Annotated in this window: 24 protein-coding genes; 12 read left to right on the forward strand and 12 right to left on the reverse strand. The window is 62.5% G+C overall.

What is annotated here, in order from left to right; genetic code table 11:
* Positions 1-218 precede the first annotated feature (218 nt).
* Positions 219-602, forward strand: a complete 384-nt coding sequence (locus tag QMO80_RS01070) for an Hpt domain-containing protein (protein WP_082336774.1) — start codon at positions 219-221, stop codon at positions 600-602.
* Positions 603-803: 201 nt separating this feature from the next.
* The gene (locus tag QMO80_RS01075) at positions 804-1,124 is read left to right on the forward strand and encodes a 2Fe-2S iron-sulfur cluster-binding protein (RefSeq protein WP_283198527.1); all 321 of its coding nucleotides are present in this window, start codon (positions 804-806) and stop codon (positions 1,122-1,124) included.
* A 311-nt stretch (positions 1,125-1,435) separates the two neighbouring features.
* Here QMO80_RS01075 and QMO80_RS01080 read toward each other — a convergent pair whose 3' ends face one another.
* The gene (locus QMO80_RS01080) at positions 1,436-2,062 is read right to left on the reverse strand and encodes a DUF922 domain-containing Zn-dependent protease (protein WP_283198528.1); all 627 of its coding nucleotides are present in this window, start codon (positions 2,060-2,062) and stop codon (positions 1,436-1,438) included.
* A 101-nt stretch (positions 2,063-2,163) separates the two neighbouring features.
* Between QMO80_RS01080 and folP the strand changes: the two genes are divergently transcribed.
* From folP to folK, 3 genes are read left to right on the forward strand one after another with little or no spacing between them, the layout of a single operon-like run.
* The gene (folP, locus tag QMO80_RS01085) at positions 2,164-3,033 is read left to right on the forward strand and encodes a dihydropteroate synthase (protein WP_283198529.1); all 870 of its coding nucleotides are present in this window, start codon (positions 2,164-2,166) and stop codon (positions 3,031-3,033) included.
* Positions 3,030-3,395: a dihydroneopterin aldolase gene (folB, locus tag QMO80_RS01090; protein WP_009986496.1), complete on the forward strand. Its 366-nt coding sequence runs from the start codon at positions 3,030-3,032 to the stop codon at positions 3,393-3,395. The genes folP and folB overlap by 4 nt, the downstream gene beginning before the upstream one ends.
* Positions 3,388-3,906: a 2-amino-4-hydroxy-6-hydroxymethyldihydropteridine diphosphokinase gene (gene folK, locus QMO80_RS01095; RefSeq protein WP_283200084.1), complete on the forward strand. Its 519-nt coding sequence runs from the start codon at positions 3,388-3,390 to the stop codon at positions 3,904-3,906. Before folB ends, folK begins: the two co-directional genes overlap by 8 nt.
* Positions 3,907-3,974: 68 nt before the next feature.
* On the opposite strand, the gene QMO80_RS01100 is transcribed toward folK, so the two are convergent.
* The 4 genes from QMO80_RS01100 to QMO80_RS01115 form a co-directional block, all read right to left on the reverse strand.
* Positions 3,975-4,526 carry a hypothetical protein gene (locus QMO80_RS01100; RefSeq protein ID WP_003579600.1) on the reverse strand — a complete coding sequence of 184 codons (552 nt, stop codon included), beginning with the start codon at positions 4,524-4,526 and terminating at the stop codon, positions 3,975-3,977.
* Between the two features lie 210 nt (positions 4,527-4,736).
* Positions 4,737-5,816 (reverse strand): YcjF family protein, encoded by a 1,080-nt coding sequence (locus QMO80_RS01105; protein WP_283198530.1) that lies wholly within the window; start codon positions 5,814-5,816, stop codon positions 4,737-4,739.
* A complete protein-coding gene (locus tag QMO80_RS01110) occupies positions 5,813-7,288 on the reverse strand; it encodes a YcjX family protein (RefSeq protein ID WP_283198531.1) in 1,476 nt (491 codons plus the stop codon). The genes QMO80_RS01105 and QMO80_RS01110 overlap by 4 nt, the downstream gene beginning before the upstream one ends.
* 75 nt (positions 7,289-7,363) lie before the next feature.
* Positions 7,364-7,858 carry a histidine phosphatase family protein gene (locus tag QMO80_RS01115; protein ID WP_283198532.1) on the reverse strand — a complete coding sequence of 165 codons (495 nt, stop codon included), beginning with the start codon at positions 7,856-7,858 and terminating at the stop codon, positions 7,364-7,366.
* Between the two features lie 276 nt (positions 7,859-8,134).
* Between QMO80_RS01115 and dksA the strand changes: the two genes are divergently transcribed.
* The gene (dksA, locus tag QMO80_RS01120) at positions 8,135-8,554 is read left to right on the forward strand and encodes an RNA polymerase-binding protein DksA (protein WP_003569003.1); all 420 of its coding nucleotides are present in this window, start codon (positions 8,135-8,137) and stop codon (positions 8,552-8,554) included.
* A 64-nt stretch (positions 8,555-8,618) separates the two neighbouring features.
* Here the strand turns inward: dksA and QMO80_RS01125 are convergent, their stop codons facing one another.
* Together QMO80_RS01125 and QMO80_RS01130 are read right to left on the reverse strand one after the other, a co-directional pair.
* Complete coding sequence (locus QMO80_RS01125) at positions 8,619-9,263, reverse strand: DUF1062 domain-containing protein (protein WP_283198533.1); 645 nt, start codon at positions 9,261-9,263, stop codon at positions 8,619-8,621.
* A gap of 413 nt (positions 9,264-9,676) precedes the next feature.
* Positions 9,677-10,750, reverse strand: coding sequence for a flagellar biosynthetic protein FliO (locus QMO80_RS01130; protein WP_283198534.1), 1,074 nt, complete (start codon positions 10,748-10,750; stop codon positions 9,677-9,679).
* A gap of 307 nt (positions 10,751-11,057) precedes the next feature.
* Between QMO80_RS01130 and cckA the strand changes: the two genes are divergently transcribed.
* Complete coding sequence (gene cckA, locus QMO80_RS01135; RefSeq protein WP_283198535.1) at positions 11,058-13,661, forward strand: cell cycle histidine kinase CckA; 2,604 nt, start codon at positions 11,058-11,060, stop codon at positions 13,659-13,661.
* A 257-nt stretch (positions 13,662-13,918) separates the two neighbouring features.
* On the opposite strand, the gene QMO80_RS01140 is transcribed toward cckA, so the two are convergent.
* Together QMO80_RS01140 and QMO80_RS01145 are read right to left on the reverse strand one after the other, a co-directional pair.
* Complete coding sequence (locus QMO80_RS01140) at positions 13,919-14,845, reverse strand: pseudouridine-5'-phosphate glycosidase (RefSeq protein ID WP_283198536.1); 927 nt, start codon at positions 14,843-14,845, stop codon at positions 13,919-13,921.
* An 84-nt stretch (positions 14,846-14,929) separates the two neighbouring features.
* The gene (locus QMO80_RS01145) at positions 14,930-15,874 is read right to left on the reverse strand and encodes a carbohydrate kinase family protein (RefSeq protein ID WP_283198537.1); all 945 of its coding nucleotides are present in this window, start codon (positions 15,872-15,874) and stop codon (positions 14,930-14,932) included.
* A 229-nt stretch (positions 15,875-16,103) separates the two neighbouring features.
* On the opposite strand from QMO80_RS01145, the gene recA reads away from it, so the two are divergent.
* Complete coding sequence (recA, locus tag QMO80_RS01150) at positions 16,104-17,192, forward strand: recombinase RecA (protein ID WP_283198538.1); 1,089 nt, start codon at positions 16,104-16,106, stop codon at positions 17,190-17,192.
* A gap of 155 nt (positions 17,193-17,347) precedes the next feature.
* On the forward strand, positions 17,348-20,002 hold the full coding sequence (gene alaS, locus QMO80_RS01155; protein WP_283198539.1) for an alanine--tRNA ligase: 2,655 nt from the start codon (positions 17,348-17,350) through the stop codon (positions 20,000-20,002).
* 91 nt (positions 20,003-20,093) lie between these two features.
* On the opposite strand, the gene QMO80_RS01160 is transcribed toward alaS, so the two are convergent.
* Positions 20,094-20,726: a LysE family translocator gene (locus QMO80_RS01160; protein ID WP_283198540.1), complete on the reverse strand. Its 633-nt coding sequence runs from the start codon at positions 20,724-20,726 to the stop codon at positions 20,094-20,096.
* Positions 20,727-20,852: 126 nt separating this feature from the next.
* Between QMO80_RS01160 and QMO80_RS01165 the strand changes: the two genes are divergently transcribed.
* From QMO80_RS01165 to QMO80_RS01175, 3 genes are all read left to right on the forward strand, one after another.
* Positions 20,853-21,704, forward strand: coding sequence for a GyrI-like domain-containing protein (locus QMO80_RS01165; RefSeq protein WP_283198541.1), 852 nt, complete (start codon positions 20,853-20,855; stop codon positions 21,702-21,704).
* A gap of 85 nt (positions 21,705-21,789) precedes the next feature.
* Positions 21,790-22,071, forward strand: coding sequence for a type II toxin-antitoxin system RelE/ParE family toxin (locus QMO80_RS01170; RefSeq protein WP_283198542.1), 282 nt, complete (start codon positions 21,790-21,792; stop codon positions 22,069-22,071).
* A 54-nt stretch (positions 22,072-22,125) separates the two neighbouring features.
* The gene (locus QMO80_RS01175) at positions 22,126-22,431 is read left to right on the forward strand and encodes an addiction module antidote protein (protein WP_283198543.1); all 306 of its coding nucleotides are present in this window, start codon (positions 22,126-22,128) and stop codon (positions 22,429-22,431) included.
* Between the two features lie 36 nt (positions 22,432-22,467).
* Here QMO80_RS01175 and QMO80_RS01180 read toward each other — a convergent pair whose 3' ends face one another.
* Positions 22,468-23,094, reverse strand: coding sequence for a glutathione S-transferase family protein (locus QMO80_RS01180; RefSeq protein ID WP_283198544.1), 627 nt, complete (start codon positions 23,092-23,094; stop codon positions 22,468-22,470).
* 68 nt (positions 23,095-23,162) lie between these two features.
* Positions 23,163-23,609 (reverse strand): GNAT family N-acetyltransferase, encoded by a 447-nt coding sequence (locus QMO80_RS01185; RefSeq protein WP_283198545.1) that lies wholly within the window; start codon positions 23,607-23,609, stop codon positions 23,163-23,165.
* Between the last annotated feature and the right edge of the window lie 17 nt (positions 23,610-23,626).

Below are 23,626 nucleotides of genomic sequence, written 5' to 3' on the forward strand. Positions count from 1 at the left end.
CACAATTAATGAAGGTTTGAGATTCAAGGCTCGTTAACCTGTTGTTAACATCTTTAAATCCGCGGCACCGCTTAAAAACCAATAATTTAGGGATATTTAACGGATGTTAACCATATGGCGAGATTTCCGCCCCGACTGTGCCGGAATTTAACGTGATGGCCACCCTCCCGGCGCAGAACTGTTGCAACTGCGCACGACACGAGACGGGAGAATTGGCAATGGCAGCTCAGATGGCAGCATTGAACATCGTATTCGAGGCGCCGGATAATGCAAAGGGACCCTGTCCCTCGAAGGTTCGGCCGATCGATCTCGTCCATCTCGCCAAGCAGACGATGGGCGACAAGTCGCTGGAAATCGAAGTCCTTCAGATGTTTGCGCGCCAGGCTCGCGCATGTCTGCAGGATATTGCCAGCGGCGAAACCATCCGCGTCGGCGCGGCCGCGCACCGCCTGAAGGGCGCGGCAAGCTCGGTCGGCGCCTTCCGCGTGTCGCAGACGGCCGAGGCCGTCGAGGAAACCGGCGGTGACGCCGGGTCAACGGCTGCGCTCGGTGCCGCCGTCATCGACGCCGAGAATTTCATCCTGAAACTCTGCCGCGGCTGATCCCGGTTTGAGATGTGTTCGAATGAGACCCGTTGTTCCATTGCGGAACCTCGGGTCTTTTTGCGACGTCCTGCATGACGCTTTGAAGACGGCGGGCGAAGGCCCGATCTGCAAGGTTAGGGCGACTTTCCCGATGTTGACTGACGCGTCGAATTGTCGGAAGAAAATCCGCCCATCATTTGAAGACCGGAAATAGTCCTGATGCCCAAACTTACCATCGTCGCCTTCGACGGCACGCGCTTCGACCTCGACGTCGACCAAGGCTCCACCGTCATGGAGAATGCCGTGCGCAATTCGGTGCCCGGCATCGAGGCTGAATGCGGCGGCGCCTGCGCCTGCGCGACCTGTCATGTCTACGTCGACGAGGCATGGACCGAGCAGGTCGGCCAGCCGGAAGCGATGGAAGAGGATATGCTCGACTTCGCCTTCGACGTGCGCCCGAACTCGCGGCTGTCCTGTCAGATCCGCATGAAGGCTGTCTATGACGGCCTCGTGGTGCACGTGCCGGAACGCCAGGCTTAAGCGCCTGCGCTTCACCTTCGCCGGAATAGGGTCCAGAAAAAGACGCCTCGCGCGCTGGTGCGAGCGAGGCGAGGCGGGCGCATTACCTACGGATGAGGGAGGAACATCCGCGGCTTCGGAACGCGCCAGGAGAACCCAGCGATGAAAGAGCAGATGCCGTAGCTGCACTTTCGAATGTGTTCATATTAACGCGTTCCGGTTGAGTCTGCCAGGATGAAAAATGACCATTAAATCACTGGGGAGGGTGCAAGTTTCGCACAAGTTTCGTTGTGCAGCTAAGGTTTTCCGCTCGCAACCAGACTGAAAAAGCCTTATTTTGCGCCGGCTCGGCCGTTGATTCGATTGTTCAGCAATCTCAGCATGCGCTTCTGGAAATTGACCGCCTCGACACGGTCGAATCGCGCCTGCTGCCGATCGTGCTCCTCTATACCGCGAGCTGATTCGCCCGAGACGAGTTCCTGCATGGCCTCGCAGCTGCGCTGCTGCGGCAGGGCGCGGATGGCGCGTTCCATGGCGCGGGCCTGATCGCGGGCGATTTCGGCATGGCGTTCCTCGTGGCGCTTGATATCGCTCGACAGGGCGTCCCAGATCACCGACAGCTCCCTGCTGGCGCCCTTGCGGCTGTTCCAGCGCGGCAGGATGATCTGGGTGTGGACCGTGACCTTGACGTTGCCGACGCGGCAGCGGCCGTTATCCTGGATATAGGTGGCTTCACCACCGAAGCGGATCTTCGTTGCGCCGGGATGGCGCGCCGAGGAACCGCTCGACGTCGGGCCGCGACGGCTGAGTTCGCGGTCGAGCTCATCCGCGGTTTTGCCGCGAATGTCGAAATAGGAATAGCTTTTCGATGCAATCACTTCTGCTTGCACTGGGCTGCAGACCGAAAGAGCAATGGAAAAGGCGAGAGGAAGGACCATATAACGCACTGCAAGCGGCATTCTGAACGCAACCCGTGTTGAAATCGACCGGAGCTTGGGGCATAGCCACCGCAAGCGCAATATCGGATGGCGCTTTTTTCGCGATCGATGGGATAAGTCTGGTGACAGGGTTCGAAGGCAGTTTATGGCGTGTGGGCCATGGCCGGGAGATCGAACTCGGCCGCCGTTCTCTCATCATGGCGATCATCAACGTGACGCCGGACTCTTTTTCCGACGGCGGACGCTTCGAAACCTTCGATGCGGCGGTCGAACATGCGCTTCGGGCCGTGAGCGAGGGTGCCGGGATTATCGATATCGGCGGCGAATCGACCCGGCCGAACGCCGCTGCCGTCAGCCCTTCCGAGGAGCAGGCGCGTGTGCTGCCGGTCATCGAGGCGCTGCGCGGGCGCACCCAGGCGCTGATCTCGATCGATACTTATCGCGCCGAGACGGCGCGGCTTGCGGTCAGCGCCGGCGCCCATATCGTCAACGACGTCTTCGGGCTGCAGAGGGAGCCCGATATCGCCGACATCGCGGCGGCGACCGGGGCCGGGCTCTGCATCATGCATACCGGCCGCGACCGGGCGAAGCTTCCCGACGTGATTGCCGATCAGGTGCATTTTCTCAAACGATCGCTCGAGATCGCCCAGGCAGCCGGCGTCGACAGCGAGCGCATCGTGCTCGATCCGGGCTTCGGCTTCGCCAAGGAGACGGCGGAGGAGAACCTCGAACTGATGGCGCGGTTTTCCGAACTTTCCCGCTTCGGCCTGCCGCTGCTTGCCGGGACGTCGCGCAAGCGCTTCCTCGGCGCGGTGACGGGGCGTGAGGCGGCAGACAGGGATGCGGCGACGGCTGCGACCAGCGCCCTGCTCAGGCTTCAAGGGGCTGCGATTTTCCGGGTGCACAATGTCGCAATCAACAGGGATGCGCTCGATATCGCCGATGCTATGCTGAATGCGCGCCAGGAATTCGAGAGGAAGCGGCCGACATGACCACCTACACGATCACGCTGCAGAACTGCGCCTTCTTCGCGCGCCACGGCGTGCATGACGAGGAGGAATTCCTCGGCCAGCGCTTCTTCGTCGATGCCGAGCTCGATGTCGTCGCCGGCGAGGCACTGAAAAGCGATTCGATCGACGATACCGTCAATTACGGCATCGCCTTCACGGTGATCGAGCAGATCGTCACCGGCAAGCGCCGCTACCTGATCGAGGCCTTGGCGCTCGATATTGCCAAAGGGCTCTGCGAGACATTCCCGCAGGTTCGGCGAGCGAAGATCACGGTGCGCAAGCCGAACGCGCCGGTGCCCGGCGTGCTCGATTTCGTGCAGGTGAGCGTTGAGCACTTTGCCTGAGACCGCATGGCAATCCGCCACACTCGGGCTCGGCGGCAATATCGGCGATCCCGTGAAGGCGATGGCCGCCGCACTGCAGCGGCTGGACGCACGTGACGACTGCCGGGTTAGGGCGGTCTCGCGGCTCTATCGCACGCCGCCCTGGGGCAAGACCGACCAATCCTTCTTCTTCAACGCCTGCGCCGCCGTCGAAACCAGGCTGGAGCCCGAGGCTTTGCTCGATGTCTGCCTGTCGATCGAGCGGGAGATGAAACGCGAACGTATCGAGCGCTGGGGGCCGCGCACACTCGATATCGACGTGCTGACCTATGGCAACGTCATCCAGGAGGCGCCGCGGCTGGAACTGCCGCATCCGCGCATGACCGATCGCGGTTTCGTGCTGATGCCGCTTGCCGATATCGCGCCGGACCTTTTCGTCAAGGGCAGGGCGATCAGCGCCTGGCTGTCGGGTGCGGAGGTGGCGGGCATCGAAGTCGCCGATAACAGCCGCGACTGGTGGCTCCAGAGCTGAGGCGGAGATTCTGAAACGGAAAACGGCGGGAAACCCGCCGCTTCAGGAGAATCCATGGTGCGATTTATCTACTGGATGGAACCGACGGCCATCTCATCGACCTGGCGGGTCAGCGTCAGGCCGATGACCGGGATCATCTGGCTTTCGACCTTGACCGAAACGGTGACGTTCATCGTCTTGTCGTCACGCACGCGGGCGATCATCGCGCCGTTCAGCTTGGCGCGGTTGATGCCGACGACGACGGTATCCTCGCTGACGGCGCCGGAGACGACGTCAAGACCCTTGCCGGCGGCGCCGTCGAGGAACTTGCCCTTGTAGGTCGAGCCCGACTGCGAGATGACCGCGGTCATCGGCTGCTTGAAGACGCCGACGCGGCAGGTCCCGTCGAGCTTGATGCCGGCGCCACTGTCGCCTGTCGGCTCGCCGATCAGGTTGCAGGTGAATTTCGTCCCCTTGTACTTGCCGGCGACGATTTCGCCCGGGCCCTTCCAGGAGCCGGCGACGGAATCGAAGAAGGCCTTGTCACGGGTTGCAGCGGTGGCTGCCGGAGCGACGTCTGCGACGGGAGACAATGCAGCGGCGGCCAGACCGCATATAATGAGAAACTTGCGCGAATACATGGATTTTCCTTGGCAAACACCACTCACGAACTGGCTGCAAGTCTTGCCGAAGAATGGTTAATCCTTCCTTTCAATCGTGCCGAAATGCGCTGGAATACAGGGGTTTCGCGCGGTCCGGATTTTAGCTTGTCGCCATTAGAGCCTTGAATCTGCTGCAATTTCGCCAACATTCCGTTAGGGGTGGCAAAGTGTGCGGAATTGCTTCGACTCTCAGGGAGTGTTGCCGCGCGGCGACATGGAGGGCGTGAGGTCGCCGATGAAATCGCCGATTCCCGGCCGCTTCAGGGCATGGAAGGCGAGCGGGCGGCAGAGATCCATCGCCGCGATTCCAATGCGGGCGGTCATCAGGCCGTTGATCACGCCTTCGCCCAATCGGGCCGAGAGCTTGGAGGCCAGCCCATGGCCGAGCACCTGCTGCACGAGGCTGTCGCCGACGGCGATCGATCCGGTGACCGCCAGATGCGCCAGCACGTCGCGCAGCAGACGGAACATGCCGAGCGTGCCGGGGCGGCCGCCATAAAGCTCGGCCATGGCGCGGATGAGGCGCACGGACTCATAGAGCACATAGAGCAGGTCGACCACGGCGCGCGGGCTGACGGCGGTGACGATCGAGACGCGCTTGGAGGCGTTGACGATCAGGGCGCGGGCCTTGCGGTCGAGCGGCGCGAGCAATTCCCGTTCGGCGAGCGCAATCAGATGCGGGGGATCGATGACCTCGCCTTCCGTCGCCTTCAGCGTGGCACGGCCCTTCGATGTCTCGGGATTGGCCGAAAGCAGCGTGGTCAGGCGGGCGACGACGGCGCGCGCCTTTGCCGGCCGGGTTTCGACCATCGCGGCTTCCGCTTCGGCCTTGATCGCCTGGACGGCGGCAAGGCGCATCATCCCTGATGCCTCGCGGATGACGAGGGCAAGCACGGCGAGGAGGCCGACCGCGAGCACGGCAAGCGCCGCATAACCCAACCAGTCGGCGCGGGTGAAGAGATCGCGAACCAGGCTATCGGTCCAGAGGCCGATGCCAAGTGACAGCAGGATGCCGAAGGCACCGGCGGCGATCTTGCCGAAAGAGGTCCGGCGTCTCAGCGGCGTTGCCACGGGCACTGCGCTCAGATCCTTGTCGGGATTGAGGAAGGGATCGTCCTCATCCGCCGTCACGACGATGTTTTCGGAGAAGCTTTCCGGCCTGCGCCGCTGTTCTCCCCGGCGGCCGTTGTCATGGCGCTCGGTGGCCTCGTCCTCATAGGTAAAGACGGCGGGCGGGCGGCGTGGCGGCTCGGAGGGGGGCTTGCTCATGCGAGACGGTCTCCGAACAGGAACTGCATGACGCGGTCGAGGCGGATATGCGGCACCGACAGCTTGATGCCGCCGCCGGTTTCCTCGAGCTGCGGCGGGCGGAACCTGACGACATTGACATCGGGCAGCCGCAGGCCTGTTACACCCGAGGCGATACGGTCAAACAGGCTCTCCGGATCCTCCGGCAGGTCGCCGGGAAAGATCGCGGTCTTTCTCTGGCCGTCGAAACGCTCGCCGGCGATGGTTTCGCCCTCCATCGGCGTACCGACGATGACAGGCAGTTCATGACCGTCGCGCTTGACCGATGCCTCGCGGGTGGCGCGCACGGAGGCGAGCGCCATGACATCGATGCCCGCGCCCGCCATGCCGATGCGGTCGATGGCGCGATCCACCAGTCGGCGGGTGAGCGCATCCAGCCGGTCGTGGCTTTCATGGTGGAGATGATCGGCCTTGGTGGCGGCGACCAGCACGCGGTCGATGCGGCGCCCGAGCAGCGAGGACAGCAGCGAATTGGTGCCGGGGCGGAAACAGGCGAGCACATCGGTCAGTGCGCGTTCCAGATCCTGGACCGCTTCGGGGCCGCGGTTCATCGCCTGCAGCGCATCCACCAGCACGATCTGCCGGTCGATGCGGGCGAAATGCTCGCGGAAGAAAGGTTTGACGACGACCGATTTATAGGCCTCGTAACGCCGCTCCATCATCGTCCAGAGCGAGTTGCGCCCCGGACGGCCGTCCGCCGGCAAGGCCAGCGGCGCGAAGGTCAGTGCCGGCGAACCGTCGAGATCGCCGGGCAGCAGCAGGCGGCCGGGCGGCAGGGTGGAGAGCGAGCGTTCGTCGGCCTTGCAGGCCTTGAGATAATCGGCAAAGGCGGTGGCGAGGTCGCGGGCGACCATCTCGTCGGCGCCGGCCTGGATATCGGCCGCATGCGTCAGCGCCAGCCAGCCGCGCGACAGCTCGGAGCGGATGCCGGTTTTCGCCAGTGCGATCGTTTCCTCGCTGAAGGTGCGGTAATCCTTGCCGAGCAGCGGCAGGTCGAGCAGCCATTCGCCGGGATAATCGACGATGTCGATCGACAGGCGGCCGGGCGAAAACAGCCGGTTCCAGCCGCTGGCGCTCTGATAATCCAGCGTGATGCGCAGCTCCGAGATGGCGCGGGTCGAATCCGGCCAGATACGGTCCTTCACCAGCGCACGGATATGGTCCTCATACTGAAAGCGCGGCACGGCATCGTCGGGCTGCGGCTCCAGACGCACCGCCGAGACGCGGCCCGACTGCACCGGCTCGAACAGCGGCAGGCGGCCGCCATGCAGGAGATTGTGAACCAGTGAGGAGATGAAGACCGTCTTGCCGGAGCGCGAGAGGCCGGTGACGCCGAGCCGCAGGGTCGGATTGACGAGGCCGCTCGCCCGGTCGGCGAGATTGTCGAGGGCGATGCGGGCGTCATCGGCAAAGGATGTCAGGCGTGGCGGCAAGGCGCAATTCCGGTTGGTGACTGCCGGCAATATAGGAAGGGCGCGTCGCCTGAAAAAGACGCGGCGCGAAAGCTTTCAGACGACCACGAAATCGGTGAGGCGCCAGCCGGCGGCGACAGCGTCGTAATCGACGACGGCAAGGCCCGCCGTCGGGAAGCCGCCGGGAAGGGCGCTTGCCATCGCCTCATGGCCGATCAGCGCCTCCAGCGCCTGCTCCATGGTCGGATTGTGGCCGACCAGCATGACGGCTGCCTCATCCTGCGCATCGACGATTTCGAGATAGGTGTCGACCGTGGCGTTGTAGAGCGCATCGACATAACGCACGTCGAGGGCAACGCCGATTGCCCGGTGCACGGCGCCGGCGGTGTCGCGGCAGCGCAGCGCCGTCGAGCTGATCAGAAGATCGGGGCGGTAGCCCTTGTCGGCGGCCTTGTCGGCGATGATCTCCGCATCGCCGAAGCCCTTTTCGTTGAGCGGCCGGTCGAAATCGCGCTGCCCGGGTTCGGCCCAGGCGGCCTCGGCATGACGCAGGAGATAGATGCGGTTCGGCGGAGGCAGCGGTACGGTCATGGGCAAAATCCAGGATCGGGCGGGTCTTTTCAGTAGCGGTTGCAATCGGCCGCCGTCAATCGCCAGCCATGCCGCAATGGCGCAAAACGTGGCTGACAACCGGCGTTTTGAAGGCGAAGAGAAAATTGGCGGCCGGAATAACCATGACAAAATAGGTCGTTAGCCTAAAATTGTAACAGATTTAAAAATCTGTTTACCTGTCGTATTTGGCTTGAACCGCGGCTAGCGCTTGGGATATACACCCGCCCAGATGAGATGTTCTTCAGGAGAATCGCGTTGAGTGAGAAGATCGATCTTAGCAATTACGTTCCCTCGGAAGAGGAAGAGTTCATGAACGTAAACCAGCGTGCCTACTTCAGGACCAAGCTGGTTGCATGGAGAAATGATATCCTTAGAGAAGCGCGTGAAACCCTCGACCATCTGGCCGAGGAAAGCGCAAACCATCCCGACCTCGCCGACCGGGCGTCGTCGGAAACCGACCGGGCGATCGAACTTCGCGCCCGCGATCGGCAGAGAAAGCTGATTTCCAAGATCGACGCGGCACTGCAGCGCATCGAAGACGGCACTTACGGCTACTGCGAGGAAACCGGCGAACCGATCGGCCTCAAGCGTCTCGACGCCCGCCCGATCGCGACGCTGTCGATCGAGGCGCAGGAGCGCCACGAACGCCGCGAAAAAGTCTATCGCGACGAATAATGGTTTTCATGCAGACATGAGAGCAGACAAGCGCCGCGATCGGATCGCGGCGCTTGTTCGTCGATCACTGCTCCACTGCATAATTACCTGTCGCCAGTGGTTTCCACCATCGCTCTCGCTCGGCCTCCATGGAGAGATCGATCGTGACGAGGGTGCCGTTCCTCAGTCGTCGGCGCAGGATGTCTGCCTTCTCAGGATCCGTCCGAACCATGCCTTCCGCGTGAAGAGCCTGCAGCTTCGCGCGTGAAAGCTTCAGCTCGGACGCCAGCAGGCGGTCGAGGCGTGTGCTGGTTGGGACGGGAACCGTCAGTTCGATGGCCAATCCCGTCCAATTCGCAGTTTCGTGCTGTATCTCCTTGGCGATTTCAAATTCGGCAAACTCATCCACACGCAGCGATTTGCGCCGGAGAGCGTCGAGATTGAAGGTCTCGGTCCGGATCCAGTGGGGATCGTTGGACTGCAGCGCCTCAAGGACGGCAGGATCGATGTCGCTGACATTGCGGCGCTCGAGGATCGGCCGGTTCCACGTTCTTTCACAGGCCAGGCATTTATAGATCAGCCAGGCATCCAGCTTGCGGCCGTTGGCGTTGAGCCGGATCTTGCCGCTGGATTGGAAGGCTCTCAGGCCGCCGCATCCGCCGCATGCAATCCAAGGCTGGGGCGCCGTCTTGGGAATAATGGTCCATCGGACCCGAAGGGTCTTGCACATATCGTCTTGGTCTTCCGTTCGGAAGTCCATCGAGATGGTGCATGAGAAAACCCTTGCGGGCGCGGTATGGCGATGTTGCGGGTGGCTGAAGAGCTGAGACAGCGGCGCCTGCCGTGGCACATTATAACAATGCCAAACCGGTCTCTCGCCACCACCCGATGAACATGTTCGCATGCCGCCAGCGCGTCGCTGGGCGGCAGTACGGGTGAAACTGGAGTGAGACCGGTGTTTACTTAGGCAAAGTGCAACCTCGGATGCGCCAACGCTCTTCACCCGATCGATACCAAATGATCAGCATGAAGGGGAGAGCTGAGGCATTCGCAATCTGAAAAAGCCGCGGCATTGCGGCTTTTGTGCAACTTCATAGCGAGGGAGAAGGTGCGGCAACCCGGCGTGACGCGGGCGTCTTGCCTTCATTTGTCGCGATTGACGCTCATTTCGCCGAAGATGCGGGCGACTTCCTTCTGCAGCTCAGTATCGGCGCCGGTGATCGGGGCAAGATCGGGATCGCGGCGCGGCAGGTTGCCCGGCTGCGGCTGCGGTATGGCTTGGCGGGGGGGCTGGTTTGCCGGCACCGGGACGATGCGCTCGGCCGTCAGATTGTTCGACATCTCCTCTTCCAGCACGCGCTGGAAATCACCGCGGATCGCCGCTGCCGGCTGCGCGGCCGCATCGTCCTCGGCTGCGCCGGGTGCTGCGCGGGCGGCGGCCGGCGTGCCCTGGAAAGATGGAGCAGAGATTTCGGGTTCGATGCGCTGCTGCGGCAGCACGCGCTGGCGGGCGGCATCGAGGATCTCGGCCGCACTTGCAGTATCGTGGAACGGTGCGGGCTGCGCGATCGGGGAAGCGACGGGACGCTCCGGCGGGCGCGGCTGAGGCGGGGGAGGCGGAGGAATGTCGCGTTCGGCCGACAGCGGCGCTGTCACGGGATTTGCCGGAAGAGGGCTCGTCGCCACCGGCGGCGCCACGGCCGGCGGGGCTGGCGGTTCGGGGCGCGGGCGCGGCTCCGGCGAAACCGGCGCGGAGAAGGAAGGCTCCGGCTCGATGCGGGCTGCGGCAGGAGCGGCGACTGGGACTGCAACCGGGGCTGCAACTGGGGCGCGGGGCGGAGAAACCGGTGGGGTTTCCGGGCGCGCCGCGGATATTGGGCGCTGCTCGACGGGGTGCGGACGGTCGGCGCTTTCCGGCTGTTGCGCCGCTGCGGGCAGGATACGGCTTTCGATGACGATATCGCTCGGGCCGCCGATCATGATCAGATGCTCGACGTCGTCGCGGCGCACCAGCACCAGCCGGCGGCGGGTATCGACAGCTGCGGCATCCAGAACCTGCAGGCGGGGCTGGCGGTTGCGGCCGCCGCGCACGAAGGGCGAGGGCGCCCGTCTGCGGATCACCCAGAGCACCAGGATGAGCAGGAGAAGCGCCAGGCCGACGCCACCGGCGGCAAGCAGAAAACGGCTGCCATAAGCTCCGACAACATCATCCAACATAATCACTTACTCCCTTTCACATTCGGCACATATTGACGACTTTTCCGTTCCTTAGGCAAGGGCCGCCGGTGCTGTCCAGTCACGGGAGAACGCGATTTCGTGTTCCGCTGCCGGGGCGCCCGGCGATCTTGCGCACGGGCGGCCGCATCAGGGTTCAGGGGCAGATGGCGCTGTTGCCTGTGAATTCAAGCAGTCTTGCCGGCGACCGGTGTTTTTGCCGACGCGGCAAATTGCTAAGAAGGAAAGAGTGCCTGATTCCCGCTTCGTGTTCGTGCTACGAAGCTGAAGGGGCTTATGTGAGGAATAGATGACGAAACCGCGTCAGGCCGACGATTATAACGCACCGCTTGTGGATCGTGGGGGGCGTTCTGGCACGGTCTTGCGCATTCTTCTGCTGGCTCTCGTGCTGATCGCAGCCGCCGGCGGCTTTGTCGTCTTCAAGAGGTCGCTCGACAATGAGGTCGTGCTGGGCGGTCTCGGCGTGCTCGCCATGGTCGGCATCTTCTTCCTGGTATCCTCGGTCATCGGCTTCATCGAGGTGATGCCGCAGCGTCAGTCCGACAGCCTGGCGCGCGCCTTCCTCAACAGTCATCCCGACGGCACGCTGATCACCGACGAAAAGGGCCGGATCATCTATGCCAACGCCGCCTATGGCGCTCTGACCGGCGCGCGCAAGGCGACCGAGGTGCAGACGCTGGAAACCCTGCTGTCGCGCCACCGCGAATCGAACGAGGCGCTCTACAGGCTGGTCAACGGCCTGCGCGAAGGCAAGGAAGGCCGCGAGGAGTTCCGCCTGCTGCGCGCCGTCGGCCCCGGCAGCAACAGCTCCGGCGCCCATTGGTACCGGCTGAAGGCGCGGCTGCTGCATCAGGAGGAGAGCGGCGGCAAGCCGCTGCAGATCTGGCAGATCACCGACATCACCACCGAGCGCGACGACCAGGAGCGCTTCTTCAAGGAGTTGCAGAACGCGATCGACTATCTCGACCATGCGCCGGCCGGTTTCTTCTCCGCCGGCAGGAAGGGCGAGATCTTCTATCTCAATGCAACGCTTGCCGAGTGGCTGGGGCTCGACCTCACCAAATTCGTGCCGGGCTCGATGACGATCGGCGACGTGGTGGCGGGCGAGGGGCTGGCGCTGATCCAGTCGGTGCAGGCCGAGCCCGGCCTGAAAAAGACGGTGACGCTCGATCTCGACCTGCGCAAGACCAACGGCCAGAGCCTGCCGGTGCAGATCATTCACAGCGTCACCTCGATGCGCGACGGCGCACCCGGCGAAAGCCGGACGATCGTGCTGGGGCGTGAAAAGAGCGAAGCCGGCGGCCAGTCCGCTTCGGCCGCCGCCATGCGCTTCACCCGCTTCTTCAACAACACTCCGATGGCGATCGCCTCGGTGGACGGCGACGGGCGCATCCTGCGGACCAACGCGCCGTTCCTCAAGCTGTTCTCCGGCGTCGTCTCGCGCGACGATCTCGAAAAGGCGCCGCATCTCGAAACCATCGTGCAGGAAAGCGACCGGCCGCAGCTTGCCGAGGCGCTGGCGGCGGCCAAGGACCGGCAGGGCGACATCGCGCCGCTCGATACCCGCACGCCCACCGACGAGGCGCGCTATTTCCGTTTCTACGTCAACGCCGTCATCGACCAGAGCGACGAGGCGCCCGAGGAGGCGGCGATCGTCTATGCCGTCGAGGTGACCGAGCAGAAGGCGCTGGAAGCGCAGATGGCGCAGACGCAGAAGATGAATGCTGTCGGCACGCTCGCCGGCGGCATCGCGCATGACTTCAACAATGTGCTGACGGCGATCCTGCTTTCCTCCGACCATCTGCTGCTGCAGGCGCGACCGGCCGATGCGAGCTTCGCCGACTTGATGGAAATCAAGCGCAACGCCAACCGCGCCGCGGTGCTGGTGCGCCAGCTGCTCGCCTTCTCGCGCAAGCAGACGATGCGGCCCTCGGTGCTGAACCTGACGGATGTCGTCGGCGACCTGCGCATGCTGGTCGACCGGCTGCTTTCCGGCACTAACGTCAAGCTCGACGTGCAATATGGCCGCGATCTCTGGCCCGTCAAAACCGACCTTTCGCAATTCGAACAGGTGCTGATCAATCTCTGTGTCAATGCGCGCGATGCCATGCCCGAGGGCGGCACGCTGACGCTGCGCACCCGAAACCTGACAGCGTCGGAGGTCTCCGCCTTCAACTATTCCTACATGCCGGCCGAGGACATGGTGCTGATCGAAGTCGCCGATAACGGCACCGGCATCGCGCCCGAGATCATGGACAAGATCTTCGAGCCGTTCTTCACCACCAAGGATGTCGGCAAGGGCACGGGACTCGGCCTCGCCATGGTCTACGGCATCGTCAAGCAATCGGGCGGTTACATCCAGCCGGAATCCGAAGTCGGCAAAGGCACGACCTTCCGGGTCTTCCTGCCGCGCCACATCCCGGAGCCGGCGGTTGCCGCCGAAGCAGGCGCGATCGATAGCGCCGTTGCCGAGATCGGCATGCGGCCGGAGGCGCCAGCGGCGCAGCAGCCGGAGGATCTGACGGGATCGGCGGTCATTCTTCTCGTCGAAGACGAAGAGGCGGTGCGCCGTGGCGGCAAGCGCATGCTGGAAACGCGCGGCTACACCGTGCACGAGGCGGGCTCGGGCGTCGAGGCGCTCAGCATCATGGAAGAGCTCGAAGGCAAGGTCGATATCGTCGTTTCCGACGTGGTCATGCCGGAGATGGACGGCCCGACGCTGCTGCGCGAGCTGCGCAAGTCCTATCCCGACATGAAATTCATCTTCGTCTCGGGCTACGCCGAAGATGCCTTCGCCCGCAACCTGCCGCCGGAGTCAAAATTCGGGTTTTTGCCGAAGCCGTTTTCGCTGAAGCAGCTTGCTGTGGTGGTGAAGGAAACGTTGGACGGGTGAAGGGGGCCGTCAGAGAGGTCGTGCCGTGTGGTACCCCCCTCTGCCCTGCCGGGCATCTCCCCCACAGGTGGGGAGATCGACAAGAGGCGTGCTCCTCCCGCCTCTCTACCGTTTCGCCGGATTGCAACGCTGACTGTTGAGGAAAGCCGGTGCGCCCAGCCCATCTCCCCACCTATGGGGGAGATGCCCGGCAGGGCAGAGGGGGGCTTGCACGGCACGCCCTATCTGCCAGGGCATTCTTGCCCTCCCACTATCTCTTACTCGCCCAGCGCCACCGCAATCTCAGCCGCCAGCCGCGCATTGTTCTCCACCAGCGCAATATTCGTCTTCAGGCTCTGGCCATCCGTGAGGTCGAAAATGGTCGAGAGCAGATAGGGCGTCACCGCCTTGCCGGTGACTTCGTCGCGCTCGGCGCTATCAAGCGCCCGCTCGATATAGATTTCCATCTCTTCGCGGGCGATCTCGTCGGCCTCGGGCACCGGGTTGGCGATGAGCATGCCGCCGTCGATGCCGAGCTGTTCGCGCACCGTCTGGAAATTGGCGATGGCGGCCGGGCTGTTCAGCGACAGCGGGCTTGATATGCCCGAGGAGCGCGACCAGAAGGCAGGGAATTCTTCGCTCTCGTAGGTGACGACGGGCACGCCGCGGGTTTCCAGCACTTCCAGCGTCTTCGGAATGTCGAGGATCGCCTTGGCGCCGGCGCAGACGACGATGACGCCGGTGCGCGCCAGTTCCTCGAGATCGGCCGATATGTCGAAGCTTTCCTCAGCGCCGCGGTGTACGCCGCCGATGCCGCCCGTGGCAAAGACGCGAATGCCGGCGCGGGCGGCGGCAATCATCGTCGCGGCGACTGTGGTGGCGCCCGTGCGGCGCTCGGCGATCGCGAAGGCGAGATCGGCGCGCGACACCTTCATCACATCGGTCGCCTTGGCGAGCTGCTCCAGTTCGCCGGCTTCAAGGCCGATATGCAGCGTGCCGTGAATGACGGCGATCGTGGCCGGCACCGCACCCTGTTCGCGAATGATCGTCTCGACGCTGCGCGCCATCTCGATATTGCCGGGATAGGGCATGCCATGGGTGATGATGGTCGATTCCAGCGCCACCAGCGGCGCGCCGCGCTGCTTGGCGCTGGCGACCTCCTTCGAATAGGCGATCGGCAAAAGGGGCGAAATGGGCTTGGTCATGATCTTGTCCTGTCGTCGATAGAGCATGATGCCGAAAGGGGTCAGCGGTTTTCGGGCGACGTCATGCTCGATTATATAATCGCTTCAATGCAGAATTCTGACCTTGGGAACAAGGGCAAGCGCCGCATTCAAGAGATCCGGTGTCAGATTTTCGTTGACGGCATGCCGCGACTGCACGGTCAGCGTGGCGGCTGCTGTGCCGTGGCGCACGGCCTCTTCGAGCGGCAGGCCTGATATCAAGGCGGAGAGCGTGCCGGCCGCAAGAGAATCGCCGGCACCGGTGACGTCGGCGACAGTGTCGGAGACCGGCGGCTGCAGCGTCACGGCGCGGCCCTCGCAAAGTGCGACGAGCTCGCGGCGGCCGCGGGTGACGACGGCGTTCCTGATGCCGATCCCGTTGAGAAGCGGCGGCCAGCCGGCGGCGTCTTCGGGCTGTTCGCCGGCAAGGGCGGCGGCCTCGGCCTCATTCAGGAACAGATAGTCGATATCCCCGATGCAGGGTTTCAGCCTGACGACCTTGGCAGGCGAGATGGCAATTGCCGCGACCGGCTTTGCCAGACAATGCGCCTTGGCAACGATCGCCGCGATCGTCTCCTCCGGCAGGTTGGCGTCGAAAAGAATGAGATCATGGGCGGCGAAGGCCTCGCGGACCCAGCGGATGGAGAGACGCCGCGGCACGAAGAAGCGGTAGAGATCCATGTCGGCAAGGGCGATCACCAGGTTGCCGTCCTTCTCGATGATCGCCGTATAACTTGGGGTCTTGCGGTCGAGGAAGACGAAGGGCCGGTCGTCGATGCCGGCGAAATCGGCGGCTTCGCCGACCATCTCGCCGATGGGATCGCCGCCGCGCGGCGAAATCATCGTCACCTGAAAACCCAGCCTCGCAAGGTTGCGCGCCGCATTGAAACCGCCGCCGCCCGGCTCCTCGAACCACGTGCCGGGATTGCTGGCGCCCGGCGCCGTTTCGCCGGAGATGCGGCCGCGCCGGTCGATATGGGCGCCGCCGAGAACAAGAATCTTTTTCTTCATTTCAACCGCCTTCCGATGCCCGAAGCGCGAATCGAGCCGGTGCTTTCCTGCCGCGGCAAAGCCGCCGCATATGGCCTAAGCCGTTGCTTTGCATTGATAAAACAAATATAGAACACGGGCTGTTTTACCTTTTTCTTTCAATCGTTTGATCGCCTATTGCGGGAATGGAACAAATAGGGTACAAACTCGACATTGCTTGGGCGGCTTCAATAACCTAAAGGTGGATCGGATGTCTCAGAATTCATTGCGGCTGGTAGAGGACAAATCGGTGGACAAAAGCAAAGCGCTTGAAGCGGCACTCTCACAGATAGAGCGGTCGTTCGGCAAGGGCTCGATCATGAAGCTCGGCTCCAACGAGAACGTTATCGAGATCGAGACGGTTTCGACAGGCTCGCTCAGCCTCGATATCGCGCTCGGCATCGGCGGTTTACCGAAGGGCCGCATCGTCGAGATCTACGGTCCGGAAAGTTCCGGTAAGACGACGCTTGCGTTGCAGACCATTGCCGAAGCGCAGAAGAAGGGCGGCATCTGCGCCTTCGTCGACGCCGAACATGCGCTTGATCCCGTCTATGCCCGCAAACTTGGCGTCGATCTGCAGAACCTGCTGATCTCGCAGCCCGATACCGGCGAGCAGGCGCTCGAAATCACCGATACGCTGGTGCGCTCCGGCGCCGTCGACGTTCTCGTTGTCGACTCGGTCGCCGCACTGACGCCGCGCGCCGAAATCGAAGGCGAGATGGGCGACAGCCTTCCCGGCCTGCAGGCGCGCTTGATGAGCCAGGCATTGCGCAAGCTCACGGCTTCGATTTCCAAGTCGAACACCATGGTGATCTTCATCAACCAGATCCGCATGAAGATCGGCGTCATGTTCGGTTCGCCTGAGACAACGACCGGCGGCAATGCGCTGAAGTTCTACGCCTCCGTGCGCCTTGACATCCGCCGCATCGGCGCGGTCAAGGAGCGCGAAGAAGTGATCGGCAACCAGACCCGCGTCAAGGTCGTCAAGAACAAGATGGCGCCGCCCTTCAAGCAGGTCGAGTTCGACATCATGTATGGCGAGGGCGTTTCCAAGACCGGCGAACTGGTCGATCTCGGCGTCAAGGCCGGCATCGTCGAGAAATCCGGTGCCTGGTTCTCCTATAACAGCCAGCGTCTCGGCCAGGGTCGCGAAAACGCCAAGACCTTCCTGCGCGACAATCCGGATCTGGCTCGCGAGATCGAACTGTCGCTGCGCCAGAATGCCGGCCTGATCGCCGACCGATTCTTGCAGAACGGCGGACCGGATGCCGATGATGGCGATGGCGCCGCGGAAATGTGATTTTCGCGCTTGAGCGCATCGGACAATTCCAACCGGCCGCATTCCCTGATCAGAATGCGGCCGGTTTTGTTTGTCTGCTGGACAGTGGCGGAGGCGAACGTTAAAAGCCGATGGATTTAGATTTACCTGCCTCCGGCAGCATTGAAGGGCATAGCATGAGCGGTGTGAACGATATCCGGTCGACATTCCTCGACTATTTCAAGAAGAACGGTCATGAGATCGTCTCGTCGAGCCCGCTCGTGCCGCGCAACGACCCGACGCTGATGTTCACAAATGCCGGCATGGTGCAGTTCAAGAACGTCTTCACCGGTCTGGAGAAACGCCCTTATTCCACGGCGACCACCTCGCAGAAATGCGTGCGCGCCGGCGGCAAGCATAACGACCTCGACAATGTCGGCTATACTGCCCGCCACCTGACCTTCTTCGAAATGCTCGGCAACTTTTCGTTTGGCGACTATTTCAAGGAGAATGCGATCGAGCTTGCCTGGAAGCTCGTCACCGAAGGTTTCGATCTGCCGAAACATCGCCTGCTAGTCACCGTCTATTCCGAAGACGAGGAAGCCGCGACGCTGTGGAAGAAGATCGCCGGCTTCTCCGACGACAAGATCATCCGCATCCCGACCTCCGATAATTTCTGGCAGATGGGCGATACCGGCCCCTGCGGCCCCTGCTCTGAAATCTTCATCGACCAGGGCGAGAACGTCTGGGGCGGCCCTCCCGGTTCGCCTGAGGAGGACGGCGACCGGTTCCTGGAATTCTGGAACCTCGTCTTCATGCAGTTCGAGCAGATCGAGCCGGGTGTGCGCAACCCGTTGCCACGTCCGTCGATCGATACCGGCATGGGCCTGGAGCGCATGGCGTGCATCCTGCAGGGCGTCCAGAGCGTCTTCGACACGGACCTGTTCCGCACGCTGATCGCCGCCATCGAAGAGACGATGGGCGCTAAGGCTCAGGGCAGCGCCAGCCATCGCGTCATCGCCGACCATCTGCGCTCCTCGGCCTTCCTGATCGCCGATGGCGTGCTTCCCTCGAATGAAGGCCGCGGCTATGTGCTGCGCCGTATCATGCGCCGCGCCATGCGCCACGCCCAGCTTCTCGGCGCCAAGGAGCCGCTGATGTACAAGCTGCTGCCGACGCTGGTGCAGGAGATGGGCCGCGCCTATCCGGAACTCGTGCGCGCCGAAGCGTTGATTTCGGAGACGCTGAAACTCGAAGAAGGCCGCTTCCGCAAGACGCTGGAGCGTGGCCTGTCGCTGCTGTCGGATGCGACCACGGATCTCGGCAAGGGCGACATGCTGGATGGCGAGACCGCCTTCAAGCTCTACGACACCTACGGCTTCCCGCTCGACCTGACGCAGGATGCGCTGCGCGCCCGTGAGATCGGCGTCGATATCTCCGGCTTCACCGATGCCATGCAGCGGCAGAAGGCCGAAGCCCGCTCGCACTGGGCCGGTTCCGGCGAGAAGGCAACCGAAACCATCTGGTTCGAGCTTAGAGAAAAGCACGGCGCAACCGAATTCCTGGGTTACGACACCGAAACCGCCGAAGGCGTGGTGCAGGCGATCGTCAAGGACGGCGCCGTTGCCGAAGAGGTCAAGGCCGGCGACAAGGTGCAGATCGTCGTGAACCAGACGCCGTTCTATGGCGAATCCGGCGGTCAGATGGGCGATACCGGCGTCATCTCGTCCGACCACGGCAGAATAGAGATCTCGGACACGCAGAAGAAGGGCGAAGGCCTCTTCGTGCATTCCGGCGTCGTTGCCGAAGGCGCATTCAAGACCGGCGATGCGGTCGTTCTGACCGTCGATCACGCCCGCCGTTCGCGCCTGCGCGCCAACCACTCGGCAACACACCTGCTGCATGAGGCGCTGCGCGAGGTGCTCGGCACGCATGTCGCCCAGAAGGGTTCACTGGTCGCGCCCGAGCGGCTGCGTTTCGACGTGTCGCATCCGAAGCCGATGTCGGCCGAGGAGCTGAAGATCGTCGAGGATATGGCCAACGAGATCGTGCTGCAGAATTCGGCTGTGACGACCCGCCTGATGAGCGTCGACGACGCCATCGGAGAAGGCGCTATGGCACTCTTCGGCGAGAAGTACGGCGATGAAGTGCGTGTCGTCTCGATGGGCACCGGCCTTCATGGCGCAAAGAGCAACAAGCCTTATTCGGTCGAGCTTTGCGGCGGCACGCATGTGTCGGCCACCGGTCAGATCGGCTTGATCCGCGTGCTCGGCGAAAGTGCCGTCGGCGCCGGCGTTCGCCGTATCGAGGCCGTCACCGGTGAATCGGCGCGCGAATATCTCGCCGAGCAGGATGATCGCGTGAAGACGCTCGCCGCCTCGCTGAAGGTTCAGCCTTCGGAGGTTCTGTCGCGCGTCGAGGCGCTGATGGATGAGCGCCGCAAGCTGGAGAAAGAGCTGGCCGACACCAAGCGTAAGCTCGCCATGGGTGGCGGGCAGGGCGGCGCGGTCGATGCCGTACGCGAAGTCGCCGGCGTCAAGTTCCTCGGCAAATCGATATCGGGCGTCGATCCCAAGGATCTGAAGGGACTTGCCGATGACGGCAAGACCAGCATCGGCTCCGGCGTCGTCACCCTGATCGGTGTGTCCGACGACGGCAAGGCAAGCGCCGTCGTCGCGGTGACGCCGGATCTCGTCGAGCGCTACAGCGCCGTCGATCTCGTCCGCATCGCCTCTGCCGCCTTGGGCGGCAAGGGCGGCGGCGGCCGTCCCGACATGGCGCAGGCCGGCGGTCCGGATGGCGGCAAGGCTGAAGAAGCCCTTGAGGCCGTTGCATCAGCGCTCGCGGGCTGAATACCGTCTGACGGACATTTCGACATGTTGAGAGCGGCTGCGAGATCAGGGATTTCGCAGCCGTTTTTGTTTCGGGCGCTGGCAGTGGCGGTCAGTTCCGCGTCTGCAGCGCGAGACGGCAGGCAAGGCCGGTGAAGACCGTCGCCAACATATACTGTGGCAGCTTCGGGAAACGGCGGAGCGAAGCGAGCCGTGAGCGGATCTTGCTTCCGAGGATGATGACGGCGCCGTTGACGATGAGGCCGATGCCGTTGAGCACGGTCGCAAAGATAAGCATCTGCACCATGATAGGGCCGCTCTGCACATTCACGAATTGCGGAAAGAGAGCCACGACGAAGAGTGCCATTTTTGGATTGAGCAGATTGGTGGTGAGACCGGCAAAGAAGATGCGTTTGGCCGACAGTCGCTGCAGCGTCGATGCCGGCGCGAAGGCGGCGCCTTCAGAACGAATCGTCTTGTAAGCGAGGTAAAGCAGATAGCCGCAGCCGGCCCAGCGCACAGCTTCATAAGCGGCCGGCACCGCCATGACGAGTTGCGAAAGTCCGAACGCGGCGGCGAGAGCGTGGCAATAGGTGCCAAGCGCAATGCCGCCGTAGGTGAAAAATCCGGCCGCACGCCCCTGGCTGATGCTGCGAGAGGCGATCAGCAGCATGTCGGGACCGGGCGTGGCTGTAAGCACCAGCGCCGCGGCGGCAAAGAGCATCAATGTTGGAAAATCCGGCATCAAGCATTCCTCTTGGTTCGAGCCGGAATTCCGGTCTACGCAAGATTCGCCGAAGGTTCAAGTCAGCAAGATTTGTCAAATCGGGATATGGTTCTCTGTAGCCGATCGATTTGCACGAGGTTTGACATGAATGGCGATACGGCATGGGCACTCTATGAAAACCGTCTGAGACGGGTTTCGGCCTATATTCACGACCACCTCGACGAGGAGCTGGATATGGGGCGCCTGGCCGAGATCGCCTGCATGTCCAGCTATCACTGGCACAGGATCTATCGGGCTATTTACGGCGAGACGCTGGCGGCCACCGTCAAGCGGCTGCGGCTGCATCGCGCGGCGGGCGAGATCGTCCGCACGGAGCTTGCCGTCCGTGAGATTGCGAAGCGATCAGGCTATCCCAATCTCCAATCCTTCAACCGCATTTTCAAGTCGGCCTACGGCATGCCGCCGGCACGCTACCGGAAGGAGGGAAGCCACACAGCCTTCCAACCCTCACCTAACGGAAAGACCAAAGCCATGTTCGACGTTACCATACGTGAGATCGCTCCGACGGAACTGATCGGTGTCGCCCATACCGGCTCCTATATGGAGATCGGCAAAGCCTTCGAAACATTGTTCGGCACGCTTTACGCGCGCGGCCTCGCCAAGCCCGACATGCGGATGATCGGTGTTTATCTCGACGATCCCGATATCGTGCCCGCCGAACAGCTGCGCTCGATCGCCTGCGTCGCCGGCGTTTCCGCGGGGCCGGCCGAAGTGCCGTTCGAGCGGCGCACGATCGACGGCGGCGACTATGCCGTGCTGCGCCACAAGGGCCCCTATGCCGACATGCACAAGGCCTACCAGTGGCTTTATGCGGAATGGCTGCCGAAATCAGGGCGGCAGTTGAAGGACAGCGTCATGTTCGAGGAATATCTCAACAACCCGCGCGAGGTGCCGCCGACCGGGCTGATGACGGATATCCATATGCCGCTTGCCTGAGGGCGATATCCGAGCAACCGTGTGCTGTCATTGAAGAGAATATTCCCAATTGCCACATGTGTAGTCTATAAGCTACACATGTGGCATGAAGCGGTATGAAATCGAGGCCTATGTCGACGAAACCGGTAAATCTCCAGTGCAGGAGTGGCTGGCGGAGATAAAGGATAAAACCGCTCGAACCAAACTTTATGCCCGCATTGATCGTGCAAGCTTCGGAAATTTTGGCGACTGGAAGAGCCTTCAGGGCGTCAAAGAAGTCTTTGAGATGCGAGAGCATTACGGCCAAGGATATCGCCTCTATTACACTATCGTCGGCCAGAAAATAGTTCTGCTGCTGGCGGGCTCGGCGAAGCAGGACCAAAAATAGGGTGATAGCGAAAGCGGCGGCGTATCTGGCTGATTACAATCGGAGGGTAAAACTATGACCGCACCCAGCAAGGCTTTCGATTTTCAGGATCGCGACAACCTTCTGCGCGATCCCGAACAAGCCTCCCTCTATTTGGCTGAGTGCCTTGAAGATGGAGATATGGAGCTTTTTCAAGAGACCTTGCGCAATGTAGCCAAGGCGCAGGAGGGTGGCGTTCGCGCCGTGGCGGAGCAGGCTCACTTGAGCCGTGAAAACCTATACCGAGCCCTTTCGAAGAACGGCAAGCCTCAATTCGAGACCATTTCAAAGATGCTCTCAGCCCTGGGGCTGAAATTCACGGTCACACCTGCGCATCGTTAAGAGAAGAAACCGTGAATATCGCATCCTTTGTTCAATTCAGGCCGCCTGCATCGTCTTTCCGGCCTCATCATCAAGAGCGCTGGCGCGCTTATAGGCCTCACGTTCGCTGATGCGGCCGAAGTAATCGACGAAGGCCTGGCGTTTTTCGATGCTGCCGAAGCCGAGGCCCCAGCCGACATGCGCGCCGACATAGACGTCGGCGGCGGTGAAGCGCTCGCCGGCGACGTAGGTCGATCCGGAGACCGCCATTTCAAGCGTGTTCATGACGTCGCCGAAACCGCCGCAGCCGGCCATACGTAGGCGCTCCGCAGGAATTTCGAAGCCGAGCGCCTTCATCGTCACGGCCGATTCCAACGGGCCGGCGGCAAAGAACATCCAGCGGTAATAGCGGGCGCGCTCTTCCGGCTTGGGGGCCAGCCCCTTTTCCGGGAAGGTTTCGGCGAGATAGGCGCAGATCGCCGCGCATTCAGTGACGACGGTGTCGCCATGGCGGATCGCCGGCACCTTGCCCATCGGATTGACGGAGAGATATTCCGGCGCCTTCATGGTTTCGCCGAAGGTCAGAAGTTCGGTGCGATAGGGCTGACCAATTTCCTCCAGCATCCAGCGCGCGATGCGGCCGCGTGACATCGGGTTCGTGTAGAATACCAATTCTTCGGTCATGACATCCTCCTCCTGTTGCGTCGCCCGGAATCAATAGCGCGGCGAGGTCTTTCTGCAACCCCCGATCTTCAGAGAGCCTTGCGGTACTGGATGAAGCCTGAGCGCTCGGCGATCTTGTCGTAGAGCCGCCTCGCCGTGGCATTCGTTTCATGCGTCATCCAATAAAGCCTGCCTGCGCCGTTTTGACGGGCAAGATCGGCGACCGCATCGATCAGCGCGGCGCCGGTACCGAGCCCGCGCTGGCTGTTTTCGACATAGAGATCCTGCAGGTAGCAGGTCCATTGCGGCAGCAAGCAGGAGCGGTGAAAGATGGCATGGACGATGCCGACGAGGCGGCCGTCTCCATCGAAGGCGCCGAGCGCATGCATCGGTTCGCTGGGATCATGGAAGCGGCCCCAGGTGAGATCGGTGGTTTCGGGTGGGATGACCACTTCGTAGAAGCGCTGATACGCCTCCCACAGGGTTTCCCAAGCGGCGCGGTCGGATGGTTCCAGCGGGCGTACGGTCGCCGTCATCAGCTGTTCTCCCAAAA

The organism is Rhizobium sp. BT03 (assembly GCF_030053155.1).
Classification (GTDB): Bacteria; Pseudomonadota; Alphaproteobacteria; order Rhizobiales; family Rhizobiaceae; genus Rhizobium.